Annotated in this window: 20 protein-coding genes; 10 read left to right on the top strand and 10 right to left on the bottom strand. The window is 65.9% G+C overall.

Annotated features, from left to right (window positions below):
- Window positions 1-44: 44 nt before the first annotated feature.
- Both K9B35_RS06765 and K9B35_RS06760 read left to right on the top strand, forming a co-directional pair.
- Window positions 45-452 carry a septal ring lytic transglycosylase RlpA family protein gene (locus tag K9B35_RS06765; RefSeq protein ID WP_224921034.1) on the top strand — a complete coding sequence of 136 codons (408 nt, stop codon included), beginning with the start codon at window positions 45-47 and terminating at the stop codon, window positions 450-452.
- A 56-nt stretch (window positions 453-508) separates the two neighbouring features.
- Window positions 509-856, top strand: coding sequence for a hypothetical protein (locus K9B35_RS06760; RefSeq protein WP_224921033.1), 348 nt, complete (start codon window positions 509-511; stop codon window positions 854-856).
- Window positions 857-1,013: 157 nt separating this feature from the next.
- Here K9B35_RS06760 and K9B35_RS06755 read toward each other — a convergent pair whose 3' ends face one another.
- The 4 genes from K9B35_RS06755 to K9B35_RS06740 form a co-directional block, all read right to left on the bottom strand.
- Window positions 1,014-2,306, bottom strand: a complete 1,293-nt coding sequence (locus K9B35_RS06755) for a homoserine dehydrogenase (protein ID WP_224921032.1) — start codon at window positions 2,304-2,306, stop codon at window positions 1,014-1,016.
- Window positions 2,307-2,366: 60 nt separating this feature from the next.
- Window positions 2,367-2,747 (bottom strand): hypothetical protein, encoded by a 381-nt coding sequence (locus K9B35_RS06750; protein WP_224921031.1) that lies wholly within the window; start codon window positions 2,745-2,747, stop codon window positions 2,367-2,369.
- Window positions 2,748-2,821: 74 nt separating this feature from the next.
- Window positions 2,822-3,772 carry an isopenicillin N synthase family dioxygenase gene (locus K9B35_RS06745; protein ID WP_224921030.1) on the bottom strand — a complete coding sequence of 317 codons (951 nt, stop codon included), beginning with the start codon at window positions 3,770-3,772 and terminating at the stop codon, window positions 2,822-2,824.
- Between the two features lie 299 nt (window positions 3,773-4,071).
- Window positions 4,072-4,566 (bottom strand): hypothetical protein, encoded by a 495-nt coding sequence (locus K9B35_RS06740; protein ID WP_224921029.1) that lies wholly within the window; start codon window positions 4,564-4,566, stop codon window positions 4,072-4,074.
- Between the two features lie 103 nt (window positions 4,567-4,669).
- Here K9B35_RS06740 and K9B35_RS06735 point away from each other — a divergent pair, with 103 nt between their 5' ends.
- From K9B35_RS06735 to K9B35_RS06720, 4 genes are all read left to right on the top strand, one after another.
- A complete protein-coding gene (locus K9B35_RS06735; protein ID WP_224921028.1) occupies window positions 4,670-5,914 on the top strand; it encodes a multidrug effflux MFS transporter in 1,245 nt (414 codons plus the stop codon).
- Window positions 5,915-5,991: 77 nt separating this feature from the next.
- Window positions 5,992-6,333 carry a DNA primase gene (locus K9B35_RS06730; RefSeq protein WP_224921027.1) on the top strand — a complete coding sequence of 114 codons (342 nt, stop codon included), beginning with the start codon at window positions 5,992-5,994 and terminating at the stop codon, window positions 6,331-6,333.
- Window positions 6,334-6,451: 118 nt separating this feature from the next.
- Complete coding sequence (locus K9B35_RS06725) at window positions 6,452-6,868, top strand: ExbD/TolR family protein (protein ID WP_224921026.1); 417 nt, start codon at window positions 6,452-6,454, stop codon at window positions 6,866-6,868.
- Between the two features lie 67 nt (window positions 6,869-6,935).
- Window positions 6,936-7,334, top strand: coding sequence for an acyl-CoA thioesterase (locus tag K9B35_RS06720; RefSeq protein WP_224921025.1), 399 nt, complete (start codon window positions 6,936-6,938; stop codon window positions 7,332-7,334).
- Here K9B35_RS06720 and ppc read toward each other — a convergent pair.
- Complete coding sequence (ppc, locus tag K9B35_RS06715) at window positions 7,331-10,006, bottom strand: phosphoenolpyruvate carboxylase (RefSeq protein ID WP_224921024.1); 2,676 nt, start codon at window positions 10,004-10,006, stop codon at window positions 7,331-7,333. The genes K9B35_RS06720 and ppc overlap by 4 nt on opposite strands.
- A gap of 173 nt (window positions 10,007-10,179) precedes the next feature.
- Here ppc and glpX point away from each other — a divergent pair, with 173 nt between their 5' ends.
- Complete coding sequence (glpX, locus tag K9B35_RS06710) at window positions 10,180-11,148, top strand: class II fructose-bisphosphatase (RefSeq protein ID WP_224921023.1); 969 nt, start codon at window positions 10,180-10,182, stop codon at window positions 11,146-11,148.
- Window positions 11,148-11,903: a CPBP family intramembrane glutamic endopeptidase gene (locus K9B35_RS06705; RefSeq protein WP_224921022.1), complete on the top strand. Its 756-nt coding sequence runs from the start codon at window positions 11,148-11,150 to the stop codon at window positions 11,901-11,903. The genes glpX and K9B35_RS06705 overlap by 1 nt, the downstream gene beginning before the upstream one ends.
- On the opposite strand, the gene K9B35_RS06700 is transcribed toward K9B35_RS06705, so the two are convergent.
- From K9B35_RS06700 to K9B35_RS06680, 5 genes are all read right to left on the bottom strand, one after another.
- A complete protein-coding gene (locus K9B35_RS06700) occupies window positions 11,875-12,645 on the bottom strand; it encodes an ABC transporter permease (RefSeq protein ID WP_224921021.1) in 771 nt (256 codons plus the stop codon). The genes K9B35_RS06705 and K9B35_RS06700 overlap by 29 nt on opposite strands.
- Entirely contained in the window at window positions 12,642-13,580 is a 939-nt protein-coding gene (locus K9B35_RS06695; RefSeq protein ID WP_224921020.1) for an ABC transporter ATP-binding protein, read from the bottom strand. Before K9B35_RS06695 ends, K9B35_RS06700 begins: the two co-directional genes overlap by 4 nt.
- Window positions 13,581-13,646: 66 nt before the next feature.
- Window positions 13,647-14,399, bottom strand: coding sequence for a DsbA family protein (locus K9B35_RS06690; protein ID WP_224921019.1), 753 nt, complete (start codon window positions 14,397-14,399; stop codon window positions 13,647-13,649).
- Complete coding sequence (locus K9B35_RS06685; RefSeq protein ID WP_224921018.1) at window positions 14,396-15,742, bottom strand: M48 family metalloprotease; 1,347 nt, start codon at window positions 15,740-15,742, stop codon at window positions 14,396-14,398. The genes K9B35_RS06690 and K9B35_RS06685 overlap by 4 nt, the downstream gene beginning before the upstream one ends.
- 137 nt (window positions 15,743-15,879) lie before the next feature.
- Window positions 15,880-18,555 (bottom strand): Rne/Rng family ribonuclease, encoded by a 2,676-nt coding sequence (locus K9B35_RS06680; RefSeq protein WP_224921017.1) that lies wholly within the window; start codon window positions 18,553-18,555, stop codon window positions 15,880-15,882.
- A gap of 474 nt (window positions 18,556-19,029) precedes the next feature.
- Here K9B35_RS06680 and K9B35_RS06675 point away from each other — a divergent pair, with 474 nt between their 5' ends.
- Both K9B35_RS06675 and K9B35_RS06670 read left to right on the top strand, forming a co-directional pair.
- Window positions 19,030-20,280 carry an N-acetylmuramoyl-L-alanine amidase gene (locus tag K9B35_RS06675; RefSeq protein WP_263622352.1) on the top strand — a complete coding sequence of 417 codons (1,251 nt, stop codon included), beginning with the start codon at window positions 19,030-19,032 and terminating at the stop codon, window positions 20,278-20,280.
- A gap of 111 nt (window positions 20,281-20,391) precedes the next feature.
- Window positions 20,392-22,893: a penicillin-binding protein 1A gene (locus K9B35_RS06670; protein WP_224921015.1), complete on the top strand. Its 2,502-nt coding sequence runs from the start codon at window positions 20,392-20,394 to the stop codon at window positions 22,891-22,893.
- Window positions 22,894-22,903 lie beyond the last annotated feature (10 nt).

Genomic DNA, 22,903 nt, shown 5'->3' with positions numbered 1-22,903 from the left:
GCGCCGTCTCTGTTTCACAGCCGGTCCGAACGAGGGGCCGGGACATGCGGGGATTCATTGCTGGCAGTTTGCTGATCGCCGCCGCGCCCGTCGCGGCGCAGGATGCTGCGCCTGCCGCCCCTGCCCCCGCGTCCAGCGTGCTCGCGAGCGGCATGGCCAGTTTCTATGGCGACGCCCATGCCGGCAACCGCACTGCCAGCGGTGAACGCTTCAACCCCGATGGTATGACCGCCGCACATCGCAGCCTGCCCTTCGGCACGAGGCTGCGCGTGACCGATCCGTCGACCGGGCGCAGCGTGATCGTCCGCGTCAACGATCGCGGACCGTTCCACAAGAGCCGCATTCTCGACCTGTCCGAAGCCGCCGCGCGCGAGCTGGGCATCGTCCGCAGGGGCCGCGCAGTGGTCGAGATTGCGCTGGCGGACACGGTGGAAACTACCACCGCCGAGTAATTCCCGTTTCGGGTACGTAAGGTCCATGCTATCGTCGCACCGGGAGGTCCGATGCCATGTCCCTGTTGCTGCTTGCCCTCGCATTCCAGTCCGGTGCCGACGATGCCGCGATCCGCACCTATCGCGAAAAGACGCGCGCTTCGATTCCCTGCCAGAAAACCGACGATCCCGATGAGGTGACGATCTGCGCGATGCGGGAAGCGGACAAAAAGTACCGCGTCCCGTTCGTCACCCCTCGCGCGGTCGACAACCGGCCGGCCGAGACGGCACGGGTGCTGGAGGACACGATGTTCCAGTGCGGCGTATCGGGCCCGTTCCTCACGCAGTGCGGCGGGATGGTCGGCGTGACGGCCAGTGTCGGCTTCGACGGCAAGGTCGTCCGCAAGCGCGAACCGGCGCCCTAGCCAGTAATCCTCCCCCGCAAGGGGGAGGTGGCGCCGCAGGCGACGGAGGGGAAGGACCGCTGTGTGCTATCGCCTCAATCCGTCGTGCTTCCTCCCCCTCCGTCAGCTACGCTGACACCTCCCCCTGGCGGGGGAGGATAGGTCAGGAAATCGCTTCTCACTCGCCGAGAATATGCATCCACATCGGCTCGCCCGCGAGGCTTTGTGACCCGCGCAGCTTCTCGAGCGCCTGCGCGACACAGCGTTCCGGCCCCTCATGCGTCACGATCGCCAGCAGCACGCTGCCATCCGCCATCGCACCGCGCTGGATGAGCGATTCGATCGACACGCCCGCATCGCGCATCGCTGCCGCGATCTCCGCCAGCACACCGACCTTGTCGGGCACGGTAAAGCGCAAATAGGCGCGCCCGCGCCGCTCGCCGCTCGGTGCCGCAGGTTCCTTGGCCAGGCTGGCGGCTGGCATTGCGTAGGGCGGGCCGAATTCGGTCCGCGCGATGTCGATCAGGTCGGCGACGACCGCGCTTGCGGTCGGACCGTCGCCTGCACCTGCGCCCTGGAACAACAGGCGACCGACAAAATTGCCTTCGGCTACTACCGCGTTGGTCGCGCCGGTGACGTGCGCCAGCGGATGCGCGAGCGGGACGAGATGCGGGTGGACGCGCTGAAACAGTCCGTCGCCGTTCAGATCGGCAATGCCGAGCAGGCGGATGCGGTAGCCCAGCGCCGCAGCTTCGGCGATATCGGCGGCGAGCAGGTTACGAATGCCGCCGATCGCCACATCGCCAAACGCCGGCTGGGTGCCAAAGGCGAGGCTGGCGAGGATCGAGAGCTTGTGCGCGGCGTCGACGCCGTCGATGTCGAAGCTGGGATCGGCTTCGGCAAAGCCCTTGGCCTGCGCCTCGGCCAGCACTTCGGCGAAGTCGCGGCCCTCGGCCTCCATCTTGGACAGGATGAAATTACAGGTGCCGTTGAGGATGCCGTAGACGCGGTCGATCACGTTCGCCGCCGCACCCTCGCGCAGCCCCTTGATGACAGGCACGCCGCCCGCGACCGCCGCCTCGAATTTCATCGGCGTGTCGGCCTGTTCGGCGACATGCGCGAGTTCCAGACCATGATGTGCGATCATTGCCTTGTTGGCGGTGACGAGCCCCTTGCCCGCCGCCAGCGTCGCGCGCGCCAGCGCCAGCGCCGGGCCGTCCGATCCACCGATCAGTTCGACCACGACGTCCGCGCGAGGATGCTGCGCCAGATCGCGCATGTCATCGACCCAGTCGAAGCGGGTGATATCGACGCCGCGATCCTTGGTCCGGTCGCGCGCAGAGACAGCGACGATCTCGATCGGCCGCCCCGCGCGCCGCGCGATCAAATCGGCATTGGCGTCGATCAGACGAATGACGCCCGCGCCAACGGTTCCAAGTCCGGCAAGGGCGACGCGCAACGGTTCGGTCATTGACTACTCCAGTTCAGGAGCAGCGCGTTACCGGATCATCGAGGGCTTGGAAACACAACCTTAGTTTGACCCGGATGTACCCCGGCTGTTCAACACTGCGCGATAAATGGCCGTATCCTGTTCCTTGACGAGATAGGTCTTAGCCCGTGAAAATGCTGAACGCGAAATGCAGCCCTCAATCGCTTGTTTTAGCGCTGCCGGCTTGGCGGGAACCGCGCGCTCTGCGAGGGCCTGATCGATGAACGCACTCGCTGCGGCTGGCTGCTGCCGAACCACGCACTGACCGAACTGGTCCGCGGTCTTCTCCGCCCGACGCTGTTCCCAGGTCGCTGCCTGCGGTTCCATATATTGTCCGGGGTGCGGCATGATCGCATCGGCGCTTTGTGCGAAGGCCAGAGGCGCGGCGGCCACGGTCAGAGAGATGGCAAGCAACAGACGCATGACTACGCTCCATCATATGAGGTGACGAAGCGTATCACCCAATTCACGGATCGCCAAAAGCGGGCGCGCGCCGCCTATTTCTTCGTCAGCCCGATCTCGGCCAGCCGCTCGGCGAGATAGTCGTGCGCGCTGATCGGCGGCTCGCGCTCGGGGTTCTGCGCGGTCACCGTCTGCGGCAGCGCCTTGATCAGGAAATCGGGCGCGGGGTGGAGGAAGAAGGGCATAGAATAGCGCGAATGGCCGCGCCGCTCGACCGGCGGGTTGACCACACGGTGGGTGGTCGAGGGCAGGACATGGTTGGTCAGCCGCTGCAGCATGTCACCGACATTGACCACCAGCGCACCTTCGGGCGGCTTCACCGACAGCCATTCGCCATCCTTGTCGAGCAGTTCGAGCCCCGCCTCTTCCGCGCCGAGCAACAAAGTGATGAGGTTGATGTCCTCATGCGCGCCGGCGCGCACGTTCGGCGCATCCTCGGTCACCGGCGGATAGTGGAGCAGGCGCAGCACCGAATTGCCGTCGGCGACCGCATGGTCGAACCAGTCAGACGCAAGGCCAAGATGGACGGCGATCGCCGAGAGCAGCTTGTCGCCGGCCGTGTCGAATGCCGCGAACAGCTCGATAAAAGTCTCGCGAAAGCCCTCGGGCTGGTCGGGCCAGATATTGGGCGCCATCAGCTCCGAGAAACGATGGCCCGCCGCCAGCTCGCGTCCGATATGCCAGAACTCCTTGAGGTCGACATGGGTCGCGCCCTTGGCAATCTCGGTCTTGAACGGGGTATAGCCGCGCGCGCCGCCGCCACCCGCGACGAAATAGCCGCGCTTCACATCCTCAGGCAGGTCGAAAAACGCCTTGGTCATCGCCCAGGCGCGATCGACCAGATCCTGCGGGATGCCGTGATCGGCGACCATCGCAAAGCCGAACCGCTCGAACGAGCCACCCAATGCGGCGGCAAATCCCTGCGGGTCGCCGGCCTGATCGGCAAGGCTGACGAGCGGGACCTGGGCGAGAATGGTATCGGGCATTTCAAAGCGACTCCGGGAAACGATTCCGTTTCAGATAGTCGCTTGCGTCACGAACGAACAGAGGCGGGAAATCCCGGATTGAAGGCGCGGGAGGGACGCGGGTGCCGTGCGCCCCTCCCGCTGCGCCGTCCGCCTACGCGTGGACGGCGGGTCGGTGGATTCTTGTCTGTTTCAGCAAAGCTGAAACGGTTGCGGCACCAGCCCGCTCCCCCACCCGGCCACCCATAGAATACCGTGCCGTTGGGTGGCCGGGTGGGGGAGCGGGCTGGCGCCGCGATTCAGCGGAGCTGAATCAAACTTCAGTTTCCGGAGACGGTCAGCGTGCCGCGGCTCTTCGCGTCGCCCGTGCTGTCGATCTTGAGCGTATAGGGGCTGCCCGACTTGGTCTTGCCGGTCAGCTCGTCGCGGTTGCCGGTGACGGTGAAGCCCGCCCCTTCCATCTGCTCACGGAACCAGTCGCGCACGCGGGTCGCCTCGGCCGGCGCGTCGAAGGTGACATTGACGCCGCCCGACTTAGTGCCGTCCTGCCGATCATCGATATTGAGGCTGGCGACCGTCGCGCCGGGATAGAGCTTGACCCCGTCGACTTCGAAATTCTCCGCACCGATGTTGAACTTGGGCAGCTTGATCGAGCCTTCGAACCCGGGGGCCTTGACCGATACCTTGCCGTCCTTGTCCGCTGCGGCGGTGACCGATCCATTATCGCCCTGGATCGAAATGCTGGTCCCATCACCCTCTCCGCCACAGGCGGCGAGCGCGGCGGCGAGCGGAAGCACAAGCCAGATAGGTTTCATCACAAACTCCACGCGTGTTATTTGAGCAATACACTATCGCGCTTTAGCGCACAGGTCAAATCCCGGGGGTGACGCTTTGGTTGCAATGCGGCATGGGCGGCGCATGGACGTGCGTACCCAGACTTCGCAAGCCGCCGCGCCGGAGAACCGGTCGCCCATTCCGATGGGTGAATTCGTGGCACTGATCGCGTCGATCATGGCGCTGACTGCGCTTGGCATCGATTCGATGCTGCCTGCCCTGCCCGCGATCGCCGATCAGTTGGGGGTGAGCGAGCCGAACCACCGCCAATATGTGATCACCGCCTTCATGCTCGGCTTCGCCTTCGCGCAGTTGGTCCACGGCCCGCTTGCCGACCGCTTCGGGCGCAAGCCGGTGATCGGCGTCGCGCTGGCATTTTATGTCGTCACCAACCTGATCGCGGCGAGCGCGAGCAGTTTCGAACTGCTGCTGGTCGCGCGCGCGGCGAGCGGCGCGGCGGTTGCAGCGGGGCGCGTCGTCACCGTCGCGCTGGTGCGCGACTGTTTTCAGGGGCGCGCGATGGCGCGGGTGATGAGCCTGGCCTTCATGACCTTCATGATCGTCCCTGTCGTGGCGCCCGCATGGGGCCAGTTGATGGTGATGATCTTCGGGTCGTGGCGGCTGATCTTTGGCGGGATCGGGATCGTCTCGGCGCTGGTCCTGACCTGGTTCCTGTGGCGGATGCCCGAGACGCTGGACCCCGCATCGGTCAACCGGCTCGACCTGCGCGAGATCTGGCGCGGCTATCGCATCATGTTTCGCGACCGTTGGGCGGTGGGATACACGTTCGCGACGGCCGCCATTTCCGGCTGTTTCTTCGCCTTCATCGGCTCGATCCAGCAGATCGTCTATGACGTGTTCAAGCGCCCCGAACTGCTGACGGTCGTGTTCGCGTCGATCGCCGGGCTGATGGCGGCGAGTGCCTTTGCCAATTCGCGGCTGGTGATGCGGTTCGGGATGCGGTTCCTGTCGCACCTTGCCATCGTCGTGACGACGTTGCTCGCCGCGATCCACCTCGCGATCATCCTGTTCTACGGGGAGACCTTGTGGATCTTCATCGTGTTGCAGGCGCCGATGATGGCCGCGATGGGCCTCGCCAATTCCAATTTCTCGGCAATGGCGATGGAGAATATGGGCGAGATCGCCGGGCGCGCATCGAGCCTTCAGGGCTTTATCGCGACTCTGGGTGCCGCAGTGATGGGCGCGGTGATCGGCCAGTCGTTCGATGGGACGACCGTGCCGCTCTATATCGGCTTTACCACGCTCGGCCTGACCGCGCTGGCGATCGTATTTGTAACCGAGCGCGGCAGATTGTTTCGGCGTAACTGAAGGCGCCTGTCGCGCCGCGACGGAACCAGCCGACCCCGCCCGCCGTTCGCGTCTCCAGTAAGATAGAGGAGATGGCGATGGGTGGTCACCAGGTGCAAGGTCATGGAACCGGCGACGACGGCTATGACGAAGACGGCTATGACGAGAGCCAGCGCGCGGAGATTCTCGAGGCGACGGTCGGCGGCCCGGGCAACGGAACGCTGCTGACCGATCTGACCCCCGACCTGGGCGCGGATGTCGATGCTGATGAGGACGAGGATGAGATCCTGATGGTCGCTGACGAGACCGCCGATGAAGCGATCGGCGATCCCGACGAGGACGACGATGCGATCGAGGACTCGCTTCAGACGGAGTTCGACAATGGCGAGGTCGATGAAGACGATCTCGACGATCCCGAGGCGGCGGCGCTCAATCCGTAGTACGCCAATTTAGCCGGGGCGCAGCGTTTCTGCGCCCCGGGACTCCCCCCCACAATTCAGCTTGCCACGCGCGTTGAATATGCCATGATACATCATCTCGTAACGAGAGGAGGTATCGATGCCCCGTGCACTTGCCTATAGCCGCGCCACCGAAGACGAACCGTTCAGCGCGCTTAACATCACCCCGTTGATCGATGTCATGCTGGTGCTGCTGATCATGTTGATCGTCACCATCCCCAGCGCGACGCACAAGGTTTCGGTGGATTTGCCGCAGGGGGAAACCAAAGCGCTCCCCGCCCTGCCCCATCAGCTCGACATCACCGCCGACGGATCGCTGCTGTGGGACGGCACACGCATTTCCGACGCGCAGCTTCCCGCTTTGCTCAAGGCGCAGGTTGCCGCCGACACGGCGCTGCTGGTCAAGACCGACGAAGCGGCCCGCTATGCGCGGTTCGACGAGATCCTGGCGCAGGTAAAACGGGCCGGCATCAGCAAGCTCGCCTTTGTCGGGCATGAGCGGATGAAGATCGACTAAGACCCCTCGCAGGAGGATCGTGCCGCCGACGCTTCCACGGCCCGCGATCCTCCTCTATCCCGCCCGGATGAAGCGCTTCACCCGCACGATCACCGCCGCGCCCGAAGACATTGACGAGCTGGGCCATGTCAACAACGCGGTCTGGGTCCGCTGGATTCAGGATGTGGCGGTGGCGCATTGGGCCGCCGTCGCCCCGCCCGAGCATCGCGACGCCTATGTCTGGGTCGTGACCCGGCACGAGATCGACTATCGCGGCAATGTCGTGGCGGGCGAGACGGTGACCGCCGAGACCTGGGTCCCGGAGCCGCCCAAGGGCGCGCGCTTCGACCGCCATATGCGCTTCACCGGCGCCGATGGGCGGGTGAAGGTCGAGGCGGTGTCGACCTGGGCGATGATTGACCGCGCCACCGGACGGCTGGTCCGGGTGCGGCCCGAGATCGCCGCACCGTTTATGGGCGATGCCTAGCCCGAATTGCGCAGTGCGGTCGCGATCGCGTTGATCGACAGCAGGATGCCCTGTTCGATTTTGGGATCGGTCTCGCCCGCGCGATGGCGCTTGAGCAGTTCGACCTGCAACAGGTTGAGCGGCTCGATATAGGGCAGCCGCAGCTTGATCGAGGTTTCGAGCGCCGGGTGCTTTTCGAGCAGCCGCGTCTGGCGCGTCACTTCGAGCAACTGGTCGTGCGTCGTCCGCCAGCCGTCACGGATGCCACCGAAGATCCCATCGGCGAGCGCGCGATCCTCGACCAGCGCGGCATAGCGCTCGGCAATGCCCATGTCGGACTTGGCCAGCACCATTTCCATATTCGCCAGCGTCGAGGCGAACAGCGGCCAGCCCGCCGCCATCTCTCGCAGCAAACCGCGATCGGGGAAGGCGGCAAGCGCATGGCCGACGCCGTACCAGCCGGGCAGCATCACCCGCGCCTGCGCCCAGCTGAACACCCACGGGATCGCGCGCAGATCCTCGATCGCGTCGCTCTTCTTGCGGCTGGCCGGGCGGCTGCCGATCTTGAGCCCCGCGATCTCGGCGATCGGGGTCAGCTGGCGGAAAAAGGTCGTAAAGCCGTCGGTGCCATAGACCAGGTCGCGATACGCCTTGAACGCGGTGGTCGAGAGCTGCTCCATTGCGCCTTCGAACCGCGCGGCGTCGGCGTCCGACAGGCGCTGCGGCTCCAGGCTGGCCAGCAACGTTGCCGACGCCATCGCTTCGAGGTTGGTCTGCGCACTTTCGCGGGTGCCGTATTTGGCGGCAATCACCTCGCCCTGTTCGGTGATACGAATGCGGCCCTGCACCGTGCCGGGCGGCTGTGCCTGAATCGCGGCGAAAGATGACCCGCCGCCGCGCCCGACTGCGCCGCCGCGACCATGGAACAGCTGCATGCCGACCCCGGCTTCTTCGAACACCGGGCGCAGCGCGGTCGAACCCTTGCTGAGGCCCCAAGTGGAGGTCAGGTAACCGCCATCCTTGTTCGAATCCGAATAGCCGATCATCACTTCCTGATGCCCGCGCGCGCCGGCGATGGCCGCGACCTCGGGCAGCGCGAACCAGGCGCGCATGATGTCCGGCCCGGCATCGAGATCGCCGATCGTTTCGAACAGCGGCACCGCCATGATGTGCGCAACCGCCGGTTCGCCGGGGATGTACAGGCCGGCTTCCTTGAGCAGGACATGCACTTCGAGCAGGTCCGACACCGACTGCGCCATCGACACGATATATTGGCTGATCGCCGCGCGGCCGTAACGGGCATGAACCTCCGCCGCGGCATTGACGATGGCGAGTTCCGACGCGGTCTCGTCCGAATAGGTCGTATAACGGCTGGTCAACGGGCGCGGGCTGGCAAGTTCGCGTCGCAGCAGCGCGATGCGCGCGTCTTCGTCGAGCGCGGTGTAATCGGCCTCGACCCCGGCAACCTTGAGCAGTTCGGCCACGACGCGCTCATGCACCGCGCTGTTCTGGCGCATGTCGAGCGTGGCGAGGTGGAAGCCGAAGATATCGACGGCGCGGATCAGGCGGCCGAGCGAGCCGCTCGACGCCAGCGTCTCACCACCCTGCGCCGCCAGCCCCTTGGCGATTGCCGACAGGTCGGCGCGGAACGCTGCCGGATCGCCGTAGCGCTCGCCCTTGAGCGCGCCTGGACGTGACGGCGCCTTGCCGGTCAGGTCGCGATAGGTCGCGGCAAGGCGCGCATAAATGCCCGAAATCGCGCGGCGATAGGGCTCGTCGCTGCGGCTCGCGGCATCGTCGCCGCTGGCATCGGCGAGCCCCTGCACACCAGTATCGATCTGCGCATGATGCGCCGAGATCGAGATTTCGGCCCCGAGCGCGTGGACTGCGTCGAGATAGTAAGCGAGCACCGTCTCAGCCGAGCGCGCCATGGTGAGGCGCATCGAATCGGCGGTGACGAACGGGTTGCCGTCGCGGTCGCCGCCGATCCAGTTGCCCGGGCGCAGGAACGCCGGTACGCGGCTGCCCAATGCGCGGTCCCAACGGGCATAGAGCGCGGGCAGCGTCGGCAGGAACACGTCGCGCAGATACGACAGCACGTTTTCGATCTCGTCGGCGACATAGAGCCGCTCGAACCGCAGCACGCGAGTCTGCCACAGCAGTCCGACCTGCCGCACGATCGCCTCATCGACCAGATCGCCGTCCTGCGTTTCGGTGACGCCCTGATCCTTCAGGCGCATCAGTTCGGCGATGCGGTTGCGGTGGTCGAGCATCGACTTGCGCCGCACCTCGGTCGGGTGCGCGGTCAGCACCGGGGCGACCAGAGCATCGGCGAGCAGCTCGGCGATCCGCTCACGCCCGATGCCATGTTCCTTGAGCTTCGCGACGGCATGCTCGATATCCGCGCCCGGTTCGGCGGCAATGCCCTGACGGTCCTCAGCCAGATTGGCGAGCATCGAAAAAAGCATGAAGCTGCGCACGAAATCGAGCGTCTCGTCGAGGCTGAGGCTGTCGAGGCCCGGATCGATCGAGTCCGCCCCGGCAATCCCGCGATGCCGGTCGACCGATGCCGACCGGATATATTCGATACGGCGGAACAGCGCGTCGCCGCCATAGGCGCGGATCACGTCGCCCAGAACGCGACCAAGGAAACGGACATCGGGATTGTTGGTGATCGGAGGTGCGCTAGCCATGCCGCGCGTGCTGCACTGCAAGATGCATCGCGTCAACGAGTCCGTAACGTCAGTTACCATTCCGGCGGTGATGCGAATTTTGCTGGCGATGACAGCGTTGGCGGGCATCGACAAGCCCCGCCCACCCTCCTATCGCCCCCCTCAATCAAGGTAGAAGAGGACAAGCCAGCCCCATGCAGACCGCCAGCCAGGTTCTCGACCGCGTACTCGTCCTCGAAATGGTCCGCGTGACCGAAGCCGCCGCCATCGCCGCATCGACGCTGACCGGGCGCGGCGACGAAAAGGCCGCCGATGCTGCCGCGGTGGAGGCGATGCGCGCTTCGCTCAACGAGCTGTACATGGACGGCACCGTCGTGATCGGTGAGGGCGAGCGCGACGAGGCGCCGATGCTGTATATCGGCGAGAAGGTCGGATCGGCGCCGGGCAAGGGGCCAAAGATCGACATCGCGCTCGATCCGCTGGAGGGCACCACGATCTGCGCCAAGGCCGGCCCGAACAGCCTCGCCGTCCTCGCCATTGCCGAAGAAGGCAATCTGCTCAACGCCCCCGACGTCTATATGGACAAGATCGCGGTCGGTCCGGGCTATCCGCCCAATGTCATCGATCTCGACAAATCGGTGACCGACAATATCTGCGCGATTGCCGCTGCCAAGGGTGTCGAGCCGCGCGAGATCATCGCCTGTGTGCTCGATCGCCCGCGCCATGAAAAGCTGATCGCGGAGCTGCGCTCGCTCGGCTGCGGCGTGGTGCTGATCGGCGATGGCGACGTCGCCGGGGTGATCGCGACGACCGATCCCGACACGACGATCGACGTCTATATGGGTCAGGGCGGCGCGCCGGAGGGTGTGCTGTCGTGCGCGGCGCTGCGTTGCGTTGGCGGCCAGTTCAAGGGCCGGCTGCTGTTCCGCAACGATGACGAGCGTGCCCGCGCCCGCAAATGGGGCATCACCGACCTCGACAAGCAATATGACCTGTCGGAGCTGGCCAAAGGCGACTGCATCTTTGCCGCGACCGGCGTGACCGACGGATCGCTGCTCGCCGGCGTCAAGCGCAAGAAGGGCAAGATGACGACCGAGAGCGTCGTGATGCGCGCCAGCAGCGGCACCGTGCGCTGGGTCAAGGGCGAGCATCGCATCGATTGATGGGCGCGGGCGAGTCCGCCTCACTGATCGACGCCGCGTTGCTGGCGGTGCTGGCCGCCGCCTATCTCTGGTTCATCCGATCCGGCGCGCGCGGGACGGCGGCGCCTGATCGGATCGCGCGCTATCGACGCTGGATGACCTATGCGCCCGCCGCATTTGGGGGAAGCGCGCTACTCGTGCTTCTCGTGGCGGGCGACATCGCCGCACTCGCCACCCTACCCGCCGAATTCGTACCGCTGGTCGATGACGCGCGCCGAATCGCCGGGCTGGGCGACAATGTCGCGCACATCCAGATCGCGGTCCTCGCGGCGGTTCTCGGCAGTGCACTCATCGGCGTGGCGCTCGCCGCGTGGCGAAAGCGGAGCGGGCGCGGCGCGCTGACCCCGCACGCGATGGCAGCGCTGGTGCCGCGCGATCGGACAGAGATCGGCTGGGCCGGGTCGCTCGCCATCATCGCCGCGATCGTCGAGGAACTCTATTTCCGCCTCGCGCTGCCGCTGATCGTCGCGCGGCTGTCGGGTAGCGCGCTTGCCGCGATCGTGATCGCGACACTGATGTTCGCGCGGGCGCATCGCGGCTATGGCTGGCCGGGGATGGCGTTCGGGGTGTTCAGCGGCGCAACGCTTGCGCTGCTCTACCTCGTCACTGGCCAGCTATGGTTCGCGATGCTGGCGCACGCGCTGCTCAACCTCAACGTGCTGGTGCTGAGGCCGATGCTCCTGCCCGTCAGTTCTTCAGACGCCAGCCGCTCTTGAAGATCCAGCCGATCACGGCGAGGCAGACGGCCAGGAACGCGGCGGTGAAGCCCAGGCTCACGCCGATCGCGACGTCGCCCTTGTCGAAAAACGCCCAGCGGAAGCCGCTGACCAGATAGACGACCGGGTTGGCGAGGCTGACCGTGCGCCACGGCTCGGGCAGCATGTTGATCGTGTAGAATGCGCCGCCGAGGAACGTCAGTGGGGTAACGATCAGCGCTGGCACGAACGACAATTGCTCGAAACCCTTGGCCCAGATGCCGATGATGAAGCCGAGCATCGAGAAGGTGACTGCGGTCAGCACCAGCATCGTCAGCATCATGAACGGATGCGCGATCGGCACATCGACGAACGCCATCGCGGTGAACAGGATGATCAGGCCGATCGTGATCGACTTGGTCGCCGCCGCGCCGACATAGCCGATCACCATTTCCCACGCAGTTACCGGCGCGGAGAGGAGTTCGTACACGGTGCCGGTGAACTTCGGGAAGTAGATGCCGATCGACGCGTTCGAGATCGACAGCTGCAACAGGTTCATCATGATCAGGCCGGGTACGATGAAGCTGCCGTACGAAACCCCGTCCAGCTCCTGCATGCGGCTCCCGATCGCGCCGCCGAACACGACGAAGTAGAGCGCGGTGGTGATCACCGGCGTGACCAGGCTCTGCCACAAGGTGCGCAGCGCGCGCGCCATTTCGAAGCGATAGATCGCCCACACGCCGTGATGGTTGAATCCCTTCACGCCGCTTCCTCCCGCTTGGCCGCCACAAGGTCGACGAAGATGTCCTCAAGGCTCGACTTGGACGTGTCGAGATCCTTGAACGCAATATTGAGATCGGCGAGCTTGCGCAGCAGCGACGGGATGCCGGTCCGCTCCGCCTGCGCATCGAACGTGTAGCGCAGCCGCGTCCCCTCGTCGGTCAGCGCCAAATTCCATTCGGCCAAATCGTGAGGAATGGTGTCCATCGGCTCGACCAGCGCGATGTCCATTTCGCGCTTGCCGAGCTTCTTCATCAGCACCGCCTTGTCCTCGACCAGCAACAGTTCGCCCTTGTTGATCACCCCCACCCGGTCGGCCATTTCCTCGGCCTCCTCGATATAATGGGTGGTCAGGATGATCGTCGTGCCGCGTTCGCGCAGGCGGTGGACCAGCTTCCACATGTCGCGGCGCAGTTCGACATCGACGCCCGCGGTCGGCTCGTCGAGGAACAGCACTTCCGGCTCATGCGCCAGCGCCTTGGCGATCAGCACGCGACGCTTCATTCCGCCCGACAGTTCCATGATCTTGGAGTTGCGCTTGTCCCAGAGCGACAGGTCTTTGAGGACCTGTTCGACATGGGCGTCGTCGGCGGGGCGGCCGAACAGGCGGCGGCTGTAGCGGGTGGTCGCCAGCACCGTCTCGAACATGTCGACCGACAATTCCTGCGGCACCAGTCCGATCATCATCCGGGCGGCGCGGGCTTCGGAAATCGCGTCATGCCCGCCGACGGTGATCGTGCCGGATGACGGCGTCACGATGCCACAGATGATGCTGATCAGCGTCGTCTTGCCCGCGCCATTCGGGCCGAGCAGCGCGAAAATCTCGCCCTTGTTGATCTCGAGATCGACTGCGCCGAGCGCCTGATGCCCGGAGGCATAGGTCTTGCTGACGCCGCGGACGGAAAGTATCGGCTGCATGCATGGCCCCCGCATGTGGAGGGCGCCATCTAGGCACGGGACAAAGGCCGAACAAGGCCGGGCGGATTATTTCCCCCGGCGCCGCGCCGCTTCGACCGCCTGTTTCAGGACTTCATAAGGGACCATTCCCGAAATCACCTGATCGCCGACCACCCAGCTTGGCGTGCCGGTGACGCCCAGCTTGCCAGCAGTGTCGAGGTTGCGGGCGACCTCTGCCTCGACGCGTTCGCTGGCGATCGATTGTTGCGCGCGCGCGGTGTCCAGCCCGGCGGATGCGGCGGCGGCGTCGATCGACGCCTGGCTCAACTGGCCGCCCGAATAGAGCGCGGTGTGGAATGGCTTGAACTTGCCCTGCTCGGCGGCGGCGAGCCCCCAGCGCGCGGCGACGCGGCTGCCCTCGCTCAGCACCGGCAATTCGCGATAGACGACGCGGAGCTTAGGGTCCTCCGCCACCAGCCGCGCGACGATCGGCAGGCTGGCGCGGCAATAGCCGCAGGCATAGTCCATCCACACCGATAGCGTGACGTCGCCCGACGGATTGCCCTCCCACGCCCCGGCATAGGCGTCGAAGATCGCGGCGCGGTTGGCGGCGACCGCCTTGCCGCTTTCGCGTTCCTGCAGCCGCTTCATCGCCTCGGGCAGGATTTCGGGGTTTTCGAGGATATAATCGCGCACGACCTGACCGATCGCCTTGTCGTCGCGCGCCGCGCCATCGGGCGTCAGCGCCTGCACCCCGACCACGACCAGCCCGCCGACCACGCCGGACAGCACGAGGGTGCCGGCCAGCGCCAGCGGGCTCTTCGCCAGTTTTTCGATCACTTGCGCTTCCTGTCCTGCATCATCGCCTGGCCCGCCATGACGATATCCTGCGCGCGAATCCAGTCGGGCGTGCCCTGCGTCAGTCCCGCCATCGCCGCCTGCGCGCTGGGAATGGCGCGGCCGAAGTCGCCCATCATGCTCGCCCGTTCGGCGGTGGCGAGCGCGGCGCGCGGGGCGTCGCCCTTGCGCTCATACAGCATGCCGAGCTGATACCAGGCGAACGGGTTTTCCTTGTCGCGAACCACCGCCTGACGCAGCACCTTCTCTGCCTCGTCGAGATGCGTCGCATCCTCGGTCGCGAGCAGCGCGTGGCCAAAGCTGGTGGCAATCAGCGGCTGAAAATTGGTGCGCGTCGTCGCCTCGCGCAACGGAGCCAGCGCATCGCGCGGCTTGCCGGATTCGAGCAGGATCTGCCCCTCGAGCTCCAGGAAATAGGGATTATCCGGCTCGGCACGGACCAGCGCCGCGGCCTCCCCCGCCGCTTCCTTGGGATAGCCGCTGAGATGATAGGCATAGGCGCGGGCGTAGCGCGCAGGGACGGTGACGTCAGTCGCCGGGTAGCGGCGCAGCGTGTCCTTGGGCTCGGCGACATAGCCGCGCAGCTTCGCCTGCACCCGCTTGAACCGCGCCTCGATCTGCGGATCGTTGGGCTTGTTCCACGCCGGATCGGATTGAAGGTCGGCGGTTAGCGTCGCGATACGATCACCCGACATCGGGTGGCTCATCACATAGCTGGTGTCGCTGCCGCGCTTCAGGCCCCAGCGATATTCCTGCTGCTGCAGCTTCTTGAAGAAATCGAGCATGCCGCGCCCGCTGACGCCCGCTCCGGAGAGGAACTTGACCCCGGCAGCGTCGGTCGTCGCCTCCTGCGCGCGGCTGAAGGACAGATAGTTGCCGAGCGCGGCACGCTGGCCCAGCTGCATCAGGCCCATGCCCGCGTCGGCCGAGCCCGCCGCCATCGCCGCCGCGCCGAGCAAGAGGCTGAGGATCGTGATACCGGTCGCGCCTTTCCCCATCCGGTCGCCGAGCGGGACGTGGCCGCCGGTGATATGGCCGAGTTCGTGTGCGATCACGCCCTGCACCTCATTGGCGCTGGTGGCGGCGTCGAGCAGGCCGGAATGAAGATAGACCGTCTGCCCGCCCGCGACGAAGGCGTTGATCGACTGGTCGTTGATCAGGACGATGCGGACATTGGCGGGCGACAGGTTCGCCGCCTTGATGATGTCGCGCGACATGTCAGCGAGCAACGCCTCGCTCTCCGCGTCGCGCAGGATCGATTGGGCATAGGCCGGGCTGGTGACGCACAACAGCAGCAGCGCGAACAGGGATACAAGCCGCTTCATGCCGCCCATCATGGTGGTTTTTCCCCCGCGATCAACAGTCGGCATGACCAAGCGCGATTTGGGTGCGTTGGACCGGGCGCCATGAACCCGCGATGAAAAAAGGGCGGGAGCATCGGCCCCCGCCCCTGTTTTCGCGATCAGGCCCCGAAGGTACGCTGCCACCAGCCGCCGCGCCGTGGCGCGCCGCTATCGGCATTGGCTTCGTCGGTGTCACCATCGGTTGCTTCGGCTTCGGCTGCCACAGGTGCGGCTTCCGCCTCTGCAGGTGCCGCTTCCTCAGCGGGCTCGGCGACGACTGCCTCATCCGCCTTTTTGCGACGGCTGCGCTTGGGCTTGGCCGGAGCTTCCTCCGCAACCGGAGCCTCGACCGCCTCGACCACCACCGGTGTTTCGACCGGAGCGACTTCGGCGGCAGGAGCGTCCTCGCCCTTCTTGCGGCGGCTGCGCTTCGGCTTGGCCGGCGCTTCCTCGGCAACCGGAGCCTCGGCCGGCGCGGCGTCGGCAACCGGCTCGGCGGCGTCCGCTACCGGCTCGGCATCGGCCTTTTTGCGGCGGCTGCGCTTGGGCTTGGCGGGCGCTTCTTCGGCGACCGGCTCTGGCTGCGGCGCATCGGCCTCGACCGAAGCGTCTTCGCCACCCTCGACTGCGCCGTCCTCGACCGCACCGTCCTCGCCAGCGCCATTGCCGCGACGACCGCCACGACGGCCACGGCGACGGCGCTTGCGGCCCTCACCCGAGTCGTCGGCAACCGGTGCGTCGGCGGCTGCCTCGACAGCCTCACCCGCGTCGCTGGCGTCGCCATCCTCGTCCGCACCCTCGGCGTCCGACTCCTGCTCGCCCTCGGCACCCTGCGCGCCTTCGCCGTCCTCGCGACGGCCGCGACGGCCGCGACGGCGACGGCGGCGCTTGCGACCCTCAGCCTCGGTCTCGGTGCGCTCGCTACGGTCGCGACGCTCACGCGGGGCGCGGGCCTCGACCTGCTCTTCCTCTTCTTCTTCCTCTTCCTCGTCGTCGATCTCCTCGACGATGTCCTCTTCGATCTCCTGGATCGCGGCAGCGAATTTCGGTGCGTGCGCGGGCGGCGGGCCGCTCGCCTCGACCGACATGCGCGCGCCTTCGAGTTCACCGTCCGACAGGATTTCGACGCGAACGCCGTAGCGATCCTCGATCTCCGCGATGTCGGCGCGCTTGTTGTTGAGGACGTAGAACGCCGCTTCCTGGCTGCAGCGCAGCGTGATGTGCGACCCACGACCGCGTGCGGCCTCATCCTCGATCAGGCGCAGCGCGGACAGGCCCGCCGACGATGCGGTGCGGACGAGACCCGTTCCCTCGCAATGCGGGCACTGACGCGTCGAAGCCTCGAGCACGCCGGTGCGCAGCCGCTGGCGGCTCATTTCCATGAGGCCGAACGCGCTGATCCGGCCGACCTGGATGCGGGCGCGATCGTTCTTCAGCGCCTCCTTCATCGCCTTCTCGACCTTCCGGACGTTGGACGAATGGTCCATGTCGATAAAGTCGATGACGACGAGGCCGGCCATGTCGCGCAGCCGCAGCTGACGCGCGATTTCCTGTGCCGCTTCCAGGTTGGTGGCGGTCGCGGTCTGCTCGATCGAATGCTCGCGGGTCGAGCGGCCCGAGTTGATGTCGATCGACACCAGCGCCTCGGTCGGGTTGATCACGAGATAGCCGCCGGATTTGAGCTGTACCACCGGGTGGTACATCGCCGACAATTGCTCTTCGACCCCGGCGCGCTGGAATAGCGGCACGGCGTCGCTGTAATGCTTCACCTTCTTGGCGTGGCTCGGCATCAGGAGCTTCATGAAGTCCTTGGCCTGACGATAGCCGTCATCGCCCTCGACGATCACCTCGTCGATATCCTTGTTGTAGATATCGCGGATCGCGCGCTTCATCAGGTCGCTGTCGCCATAGACCAAGGCGGGCGCGGAGGATTGCAGCGTGTTTTCGCGAATCTCGTCCCACAGCCGGGCGAGATAGTCGAAGTCGCGCTTGATCTCGGTCTTGGTGCGCTGAAGCCCCGCAGTGCGGACGATGCAGCCCATCGACGCCGGGAGCTTGAGGTCCGACATGATCGTCTTGAGGCGCTTGCGGTCGGCGGCCGAGCTGATCTTGCGGCTGATCCCGCCGCCATGCGCGGTGTTGGGCATCAGCACGCAGTAACGACCAGCGAGCGACAGATAGGTGGTCAGCGCCGCACCCTTGTTGCCACGCTCTTCCTTCACGACCTGAACCAGCAGCACCTGACGGCGGCGGATCACGTCCTGAATCTTGTAGCGACGGCGCAGATTCATGCGGCGCTGACGCAGCGCCTCGACCTGATCGTCACTGCCCTTGCGACCGCGACGGCGGCGACCGCCCTTCTCGCCCTCACCTTCACCTTCGGACTCGCCGGTTTCGGCGCCGTCCTCATCCTCGTCGGATGGGCGTTCGAGAACCTCGAGGTCGCCATCCTCGTCGTCATGGTCGTCGCTGTCGTCAGCCTCACGCAGTGCTGCTTCTTCGGCGGCATGCTCGGCCTCTTCGCGCAGCAGCGCGTCGCGGTCTTCCTTCGGGATCTGATAGTAATCGGGGTGAATTTCGCTGAACGCGAGGAAGCCGTGGCGATTGCCGCCATATTCGACGAACGCCGCCTGAAGCGACGGTTCGACGCGGGTTACCTTGGCGAGATAGATATTTCCTTTGAGCTGCTTGCGCTCGGCACTCTCGAAATCAAACTCCTCGATTCGATTTCCTTTGACGACCGCCACGCGGGTCTCTTCCCGGTGGCGTGCGTCGATCAGCATACGCATGGTCATTATATGGTCTCCGGGCGCGCCAGGCGGGTGTCAGCCGCGGCGCGCGAACAAGATTGCGCCCCGTCAAAATGGGGGCGCAGGGGTTTGGTGATGCCTCTGCTGCATTGGCACGGCCGGACCCGTGGGTGCCCGCCTCCGCCGCCTCGCGCGCGACCGCCTGAGCGGTGCGATGCGGGATGGACGGAAATTGCCTCATGCAGCGTCAACCTGAAATTACCGGGCCAAATGGGGCCGGCGATGGATACCGAATGACCCAGAGTTGGGCTCGGTCGGCACGATGCCTAGCATCGGTGTGGCCGCGCGGCAACATTTCGCGTGCGTACCGCAAATGCGGCCCGCGCCCCGGCAACGCATTGCCGGTTGCCGGCAAATAAATGCCGAATCCCAAATTAACCGCATGGCTTCACCGTGCCGGAAGGTGCCGGTGATTATTCCGGTCGCGTCAGGGAGACTTTATTTTGTGAGTACACGTGCATGCTTTTGGGCTGGACCCCCCCCAGCCCGGCGCGGCATATCGCCCGGGTGTCTTTTTTCCTTGCCCTCCTCGCCGGCTTTTTAAACGGCGCGCCGAGTTGGGCCGGGACCATACGTGCCATCGACGTGCAGTCGAACCGGATCGTGATCCAGTTCGACGAACGGGTCGCCGGCGCCAGTAGCTTCGTCCTTGCGGGTCCGAACCGGATCGCGCTGGACCTGATGGGTGCGCGCCCCGGTGCGGCACCCGACCTTAATCGTGGCCCCGTCGCTTCAGTGCGGCAGGCCGCGCAGGGTGATGGCGCGCGCGTCGTGTTCGATCTGGCGCGTCCGGCGATCGTCACCGACGGCAAGTTCGGCGCTGACGGATCGACGCTGACGCTGGAGCTGCGCACGGTTGACGAAGCGCGCTTCGCCCGCGCCGCAGCGGAAGGGCGGCTGAGCTTTCTTCCGCCGTTCAGCTTCGTGCGTGCATCCAGCCGGCACAGCTATAGCGTGTCGGTGCCGGTGCCGCCCAAGCCGATGCCGTTTGCGATGCCGCGCATCTATGGTGCGGACGATGATCGCCCGCTGGTGGTGATCGATCCCGGCCATGGCGGTCACGACCCCGGCGCGATCTCCGCTGACGGCATTCAGGAAAAAGAACTGGCGCTCAAGATCGCCAAGGCGATCCGCGACGAACTGGTTTCATCGGGCCGGGTGCGGGTCGCGCTGACCCGTGAGGACGACCGCTATCTGCTGCACCGCGACCGGTTTGAGATCGCGCGGACATTGGGCGCGGCGCTGTTCATCTCGGTCCATTGCGATGCTGCGCTGCACGCCGGGGCGAGTGGCGCGACCGTCTATACCCTGTCCGAAGTCGCATCCGACAAGGAAGCGGCACGGCTGGCGGCGCGCGAGAACAAGTCGGATGTGATTGCCGGGATCGATCTGGCCGGGCAGAATCGCGATGTGTCGTCGATCCTGATCGACCTGACCCAGCGCGAGACGATGAACGCGTCGGCGGCGTTCGCCCGGCTGCTCGGCCGTGAGGCGCAGGGCCTGATCCCGGTCAAGGACAACCCGCATCGCATGGCGTCGCTGCTGGTGCTGAAGGCGCCCGACATGCCATCGATCCTGTTCGAGGCGGGCTATATCTCCAATGCCGGCGACGTCGCGCTGCTCAACACCGGCGAGGGCCGCAAGCGCGTGGCGCGGAGCGTCGAGCGTGCGGTCGCGATCCACTTCGCCACGCGAATGGCGGCGCGGTAGCGATAATCCTCCCCCGCAAGGGGGAGGATAGATTTACGGACCTCGCCGCCCCCTCACCCCGTCGCATCCCCCGCTGGCAAGGCGGCGATATCCTGCTAAACCCCGCGCGCAATGGCGGACCAGACCCAACCCAATTTCGTGCTCAAGTTCACGCGTGAGGACGCAGGCGATCGCTTCGCGCGGATCCGCCGCAAATGGTGGTTCAAGGTGCTGGCGTGGCTCGCGCTGCTCGCAGGCCTTGGCACGATCGCGCTGTGGGCGCTGTTCCTGCGTGACCTGCCGTCGGTCGACAAGCTGCGCAGCTATGAGCCGCCGCTGCCGACCAATATCCGTGCCGGCGACGGGACGCCGCTGCGCAGCTATGCCCGCGACCGCCGCGTCGAATTGTCGTTCGAGGAATATCCCAAGCTGATGGTCGGCGCGTTCCTCTCCGCCGAGGACAAGACCTTTTTCCAGCATAGCGGTGTCGATTATCCGGGGCTGGTGCGCGCGGCGTGGCAGGGGCTGACCAGCGGCGAAACGCCGCGCGGGACATCGACGATCACGCAACAGGTGGCAAAGAACCTGTTGCTGACCAACGAGGTCAGCTATGTCCGCAAGGCGCGCGAGGCGATCCTGGCGTTCCGCATCGAGAACTCGCTGTCCAAGGAACAGATCCTCGAACTCTACCTTAATCAGATCGCGCTTGGTCGCAACGCGTTCGGAGTCGAGGCGGCGGCCAATGCCTATTTCGACAAGAGCGTCGGCGAGCTGACTATCCCGCAATTCGCCTATCTCGCGATCCTGCCCAAGGGTCCGAGCAACTATATGCCCGAGCGGCACGAGGCGCGCGCGATCGAGCGGCGCAACTGGGTGCTCGGGCAGATGCTCGAAAACGGCTATATCGACGCCGCGCAGCATAGCGCCGCCATCGCCGCACCGCTGGGCGCGGTCCCGCGCAAGACGCCCAAGTCGGACCCGCTCGGCGGCTATTTCATCGAGGAAGTGCGCCGTCAGCTGATCGACAAGTTCGGCGAGAATGAAGAAGCGGGGCCGTATAGCGTCTATGCTGGCGGGCTGTGGGTCCGCACCTCGTTCGACCCCGAGCTGCAAAAGGCGGCGCAGAAAGCACTGCGCGACGGCCTGATCCGCTATGATCGCGGGCGCGGCTGGGCCGGGCCGATGCGCGAAAAGCCGTTCGAGGGCGATGGCTGGCGCAGTGCCCTGCTCAACGAGAATATCGACCTCGATTACGAGGACTGGCGCGCGGCGATCGTCATTTCCAAGAGCGCGGGCAGCGCCGAGATCGGGTTCAGCAACGGCACGACCGGCGTGTTGCCGCGCGGCGCGGCGCAGACGCCGGTGCGCGGCAAGGGCGGCACCGCCTTCGCCGCGCTGAAGCCCGGCGACGTGATCGCGGTCGCGCCCGAGGGCGGCGTGTTCGCCCTGCGCTCGATCCCCAAGATTTCGGGCGGCATGGTGGTCGAAGACCCGCGATCGGGCCGCATCCTGGCGATGCAGGGCGGATTCGACGCGACGGTTCAGGCATTCAATCGCGCGACCCAGGCGCAGCGTCAGCCCGGTTCGACGATCAAGCCGATCGTCTATGCCGCCGCGCTCGAAAACGGGATGACCCCGGCCTCGATCATCGTCGATGGACCGTTCTGCGTGTGGCAGGGCGCGGCGCTGGGCGAGAAGTGCTTCCGCAACTTCGGTAATACCCGCGGGGCGGGACCGCGCACGATGCGCTGGGGCATCGAACAGTCGCGCAACCTGATGACCGTGCAGGCGGCGAACCAGACCGGCATGGACAAGGTCGTCGACCTGATGCAGCGCATGGGCGTCAGCCAGCAGAAATATCCGCCCTATCTGTCCTACGCGCTCGGCGCGGGCGAGACGACGGTGATGCGGATGGTCAACGCCTATTCGATTTTGGTCAATCACGGCCGCGCGCTCAATCCGACGCTGATCGACTTCGTCCAGAACCGCCATGGCAAGGTGGTGTGGCCGGAGAACTGGCGCCCGTGCGACCGCTGCAACATGCCCAATTGGGATGGCAAGCCGATGCCGCGCCCGGTCAACCGCGCGCGTCAGGTGCTCGATGCGATGAGCGCGTATCAGATGGTCCACATCACCGAAGGCGTGATCCAGCGTGGCACCGCCACGGTGCTGCGCGACCTGAACCGTCCGATCATGGGCAAGACCGGCACGTCGTCCGGCCCGCGCGACGTGTGGTTCATCGGCGGCACGCCGCAGATGATCGCCGGCATGTATATGGGCTATGACACGCCGGTGAATCTGGGCGGCTATGCCCAGGGCGGCACGATCGCCGCGCCGATCTTCAAGGCGTTTGCGCAAAAGGCGCTGGAGAAGGAGGATGTCCTGCCGTTCACCGCCCCTGCCGGCGTCCGCATGGTCCGCATCGACCGCACCACCGGCAAGCGCGTGTTCGGCCCCTGGCCGGGCACCGACCCCAAGGGCGCGGTGATCTGGGAAGCGTTCAAGCCCGAAAGCGAACCACGCCGCCGCAGCCGCCGCGACGAGGAAGCGCCCAAGGCCGAGGTGAAGAAGAAAGCCGTGCAGCGCGAGCAGCGCGATAGCGACTTCTTGCAACGCGAGGGTGGAATCTACTAGGCCCGCGCAT

It is taken from the genome of Sphingomonas sp. R647 (assembly GCF_020177055.1).
GTDB lineage: Bacteria > Pseudomonadota > Alphaproteobacteria > Sphingomonadales > Sphingomonadaceae > Sphingomonas.
The sequence above is the reverse complement of the archived record's forward strand: the minus strand, read 5'-3'. Positions and strand labels throughout refer to the sequence as shown.

Coding starts and splice junctions, on each gene's coding strand:
- K9B35_RS06695 (WP_224921020.1), bottom strand. CDS start 13,580: ATGCAGCCGATACTTTCCGTCCGCGGCGTCAGCAAGACCTATGCCTCC.
- K9B35_RS06760 (WP_224921033.1), top strand. CDS start 509: ATGTCCCTGTTGCTGCTTGCCCTCGCATTCCAGTCCGGTGCCGACGAT.
- K9B35_RS06680 (WP_224921017.1), bottom strand. CDS start 18,555: ATGACCATGCGTATGCTGATCGACGCACGCCACCGGGAAGAGACCCGC.
- K9B35_RS06750 (WP_224921031.1), bottom strand. CDS start 2,747: ATGCGTCTGTTGCTTGCCATCTCTCTGACCGTGGCCGCCGCGCCTCTG.
- K9B35_RS06735 (WP_224921028.1), top strand. CDS start 4,670: ATGGACGTGCGTACCCAGACTTCGCAAGCCGCCGCGCCGGAGAACCGG.
- ppc (WP_224921024.1), bottom strand. CDS start 10,006: ATGGCTAGCGCACCTCCGATCACCAACAATCCCGATGTCCGTTTCCTT.
- K9B35_RS06745 (WP_224921030.1), bottom strand. CDS start 3,772: ATGCCCGATACCATTCTCGCCCAGGTCCCGCTCGTCAGCCTTGCCGAT.
- K9B35_RS06730 (WP_224921027.1), top strand. CDS start 5,992: ATGGGTGGTCACCAGGTGCAAGGTCATGGAACCGGCGACGACGGCTAT.
- K9B35_RS06705 (WP_224921022.1), top strand. CDS start 11,148: ATGGGCGCGGGCGAGTCCGCCTCACTGATCGACGCCGCGTTGCTGGCG.
- K9B35_RS06765 (WP_224921034.1), top strand. CDS start 45: ATGCGGGGATTCATTGCTGGCAGTTTGCTGATCGCCGCCGCGCCCGTC.
- K9B35_RS06740 (WP_224921029.1), bottom strand. CDS start 4,566: ATGAAACCTATCTGGCTTGTGCTTCCGCTCGCCGCCGCGCTCGCCGCC.
- K9B35_RS06755 (WP_224921032.1), bottom strand. CDS start 2,306: ATGACCGAACCGTTGCGCGTCGCCCTTGCCGGACTTGGAACCGTTGGC.
- K9B35_RS06725 (WP_224921026.1), top strand. CDS start 6,452: ATGCCCCGTGCACTTGCCTATAGCCGCGCCACCGAAGACGAACCGTTC.
- K9B35_RS06670 (WP_224921015.1), top strand. CDS start 20,392: ATGGCGGACCAGACCCAACCCAATTTCGTGCTCAAGTTCACGCGTGAG.
- K9B35_RS06685 (WP_224921018.1), bottom strand. CDS start 15,742: ATGAAGCGGCTTGTATCCCTGTTCGCGCTGCTGCTGTTGTGCGTCACC.
- K9B35_RS06720 (WP_224921025.1), top strand. CDS start 6,936: ATGAAGCGCTTCACCCGCACGATCACCGCCGCGCCCGAAGACATTGAC.
- glpX (WP_224921023.1), top strand. CDS start 10,180: ATGCAGACCGCCAGCCAGGTTCTCGACCGCGTACTCGTCCTCGAAATG.
- K9B35_RS06675 (WP_263622352.1), top strand. CDS start 19,030: ATGCTTTTGGGCTGGACCCCCCCCAGCCCGGCGCGGCATATCGCCCGG.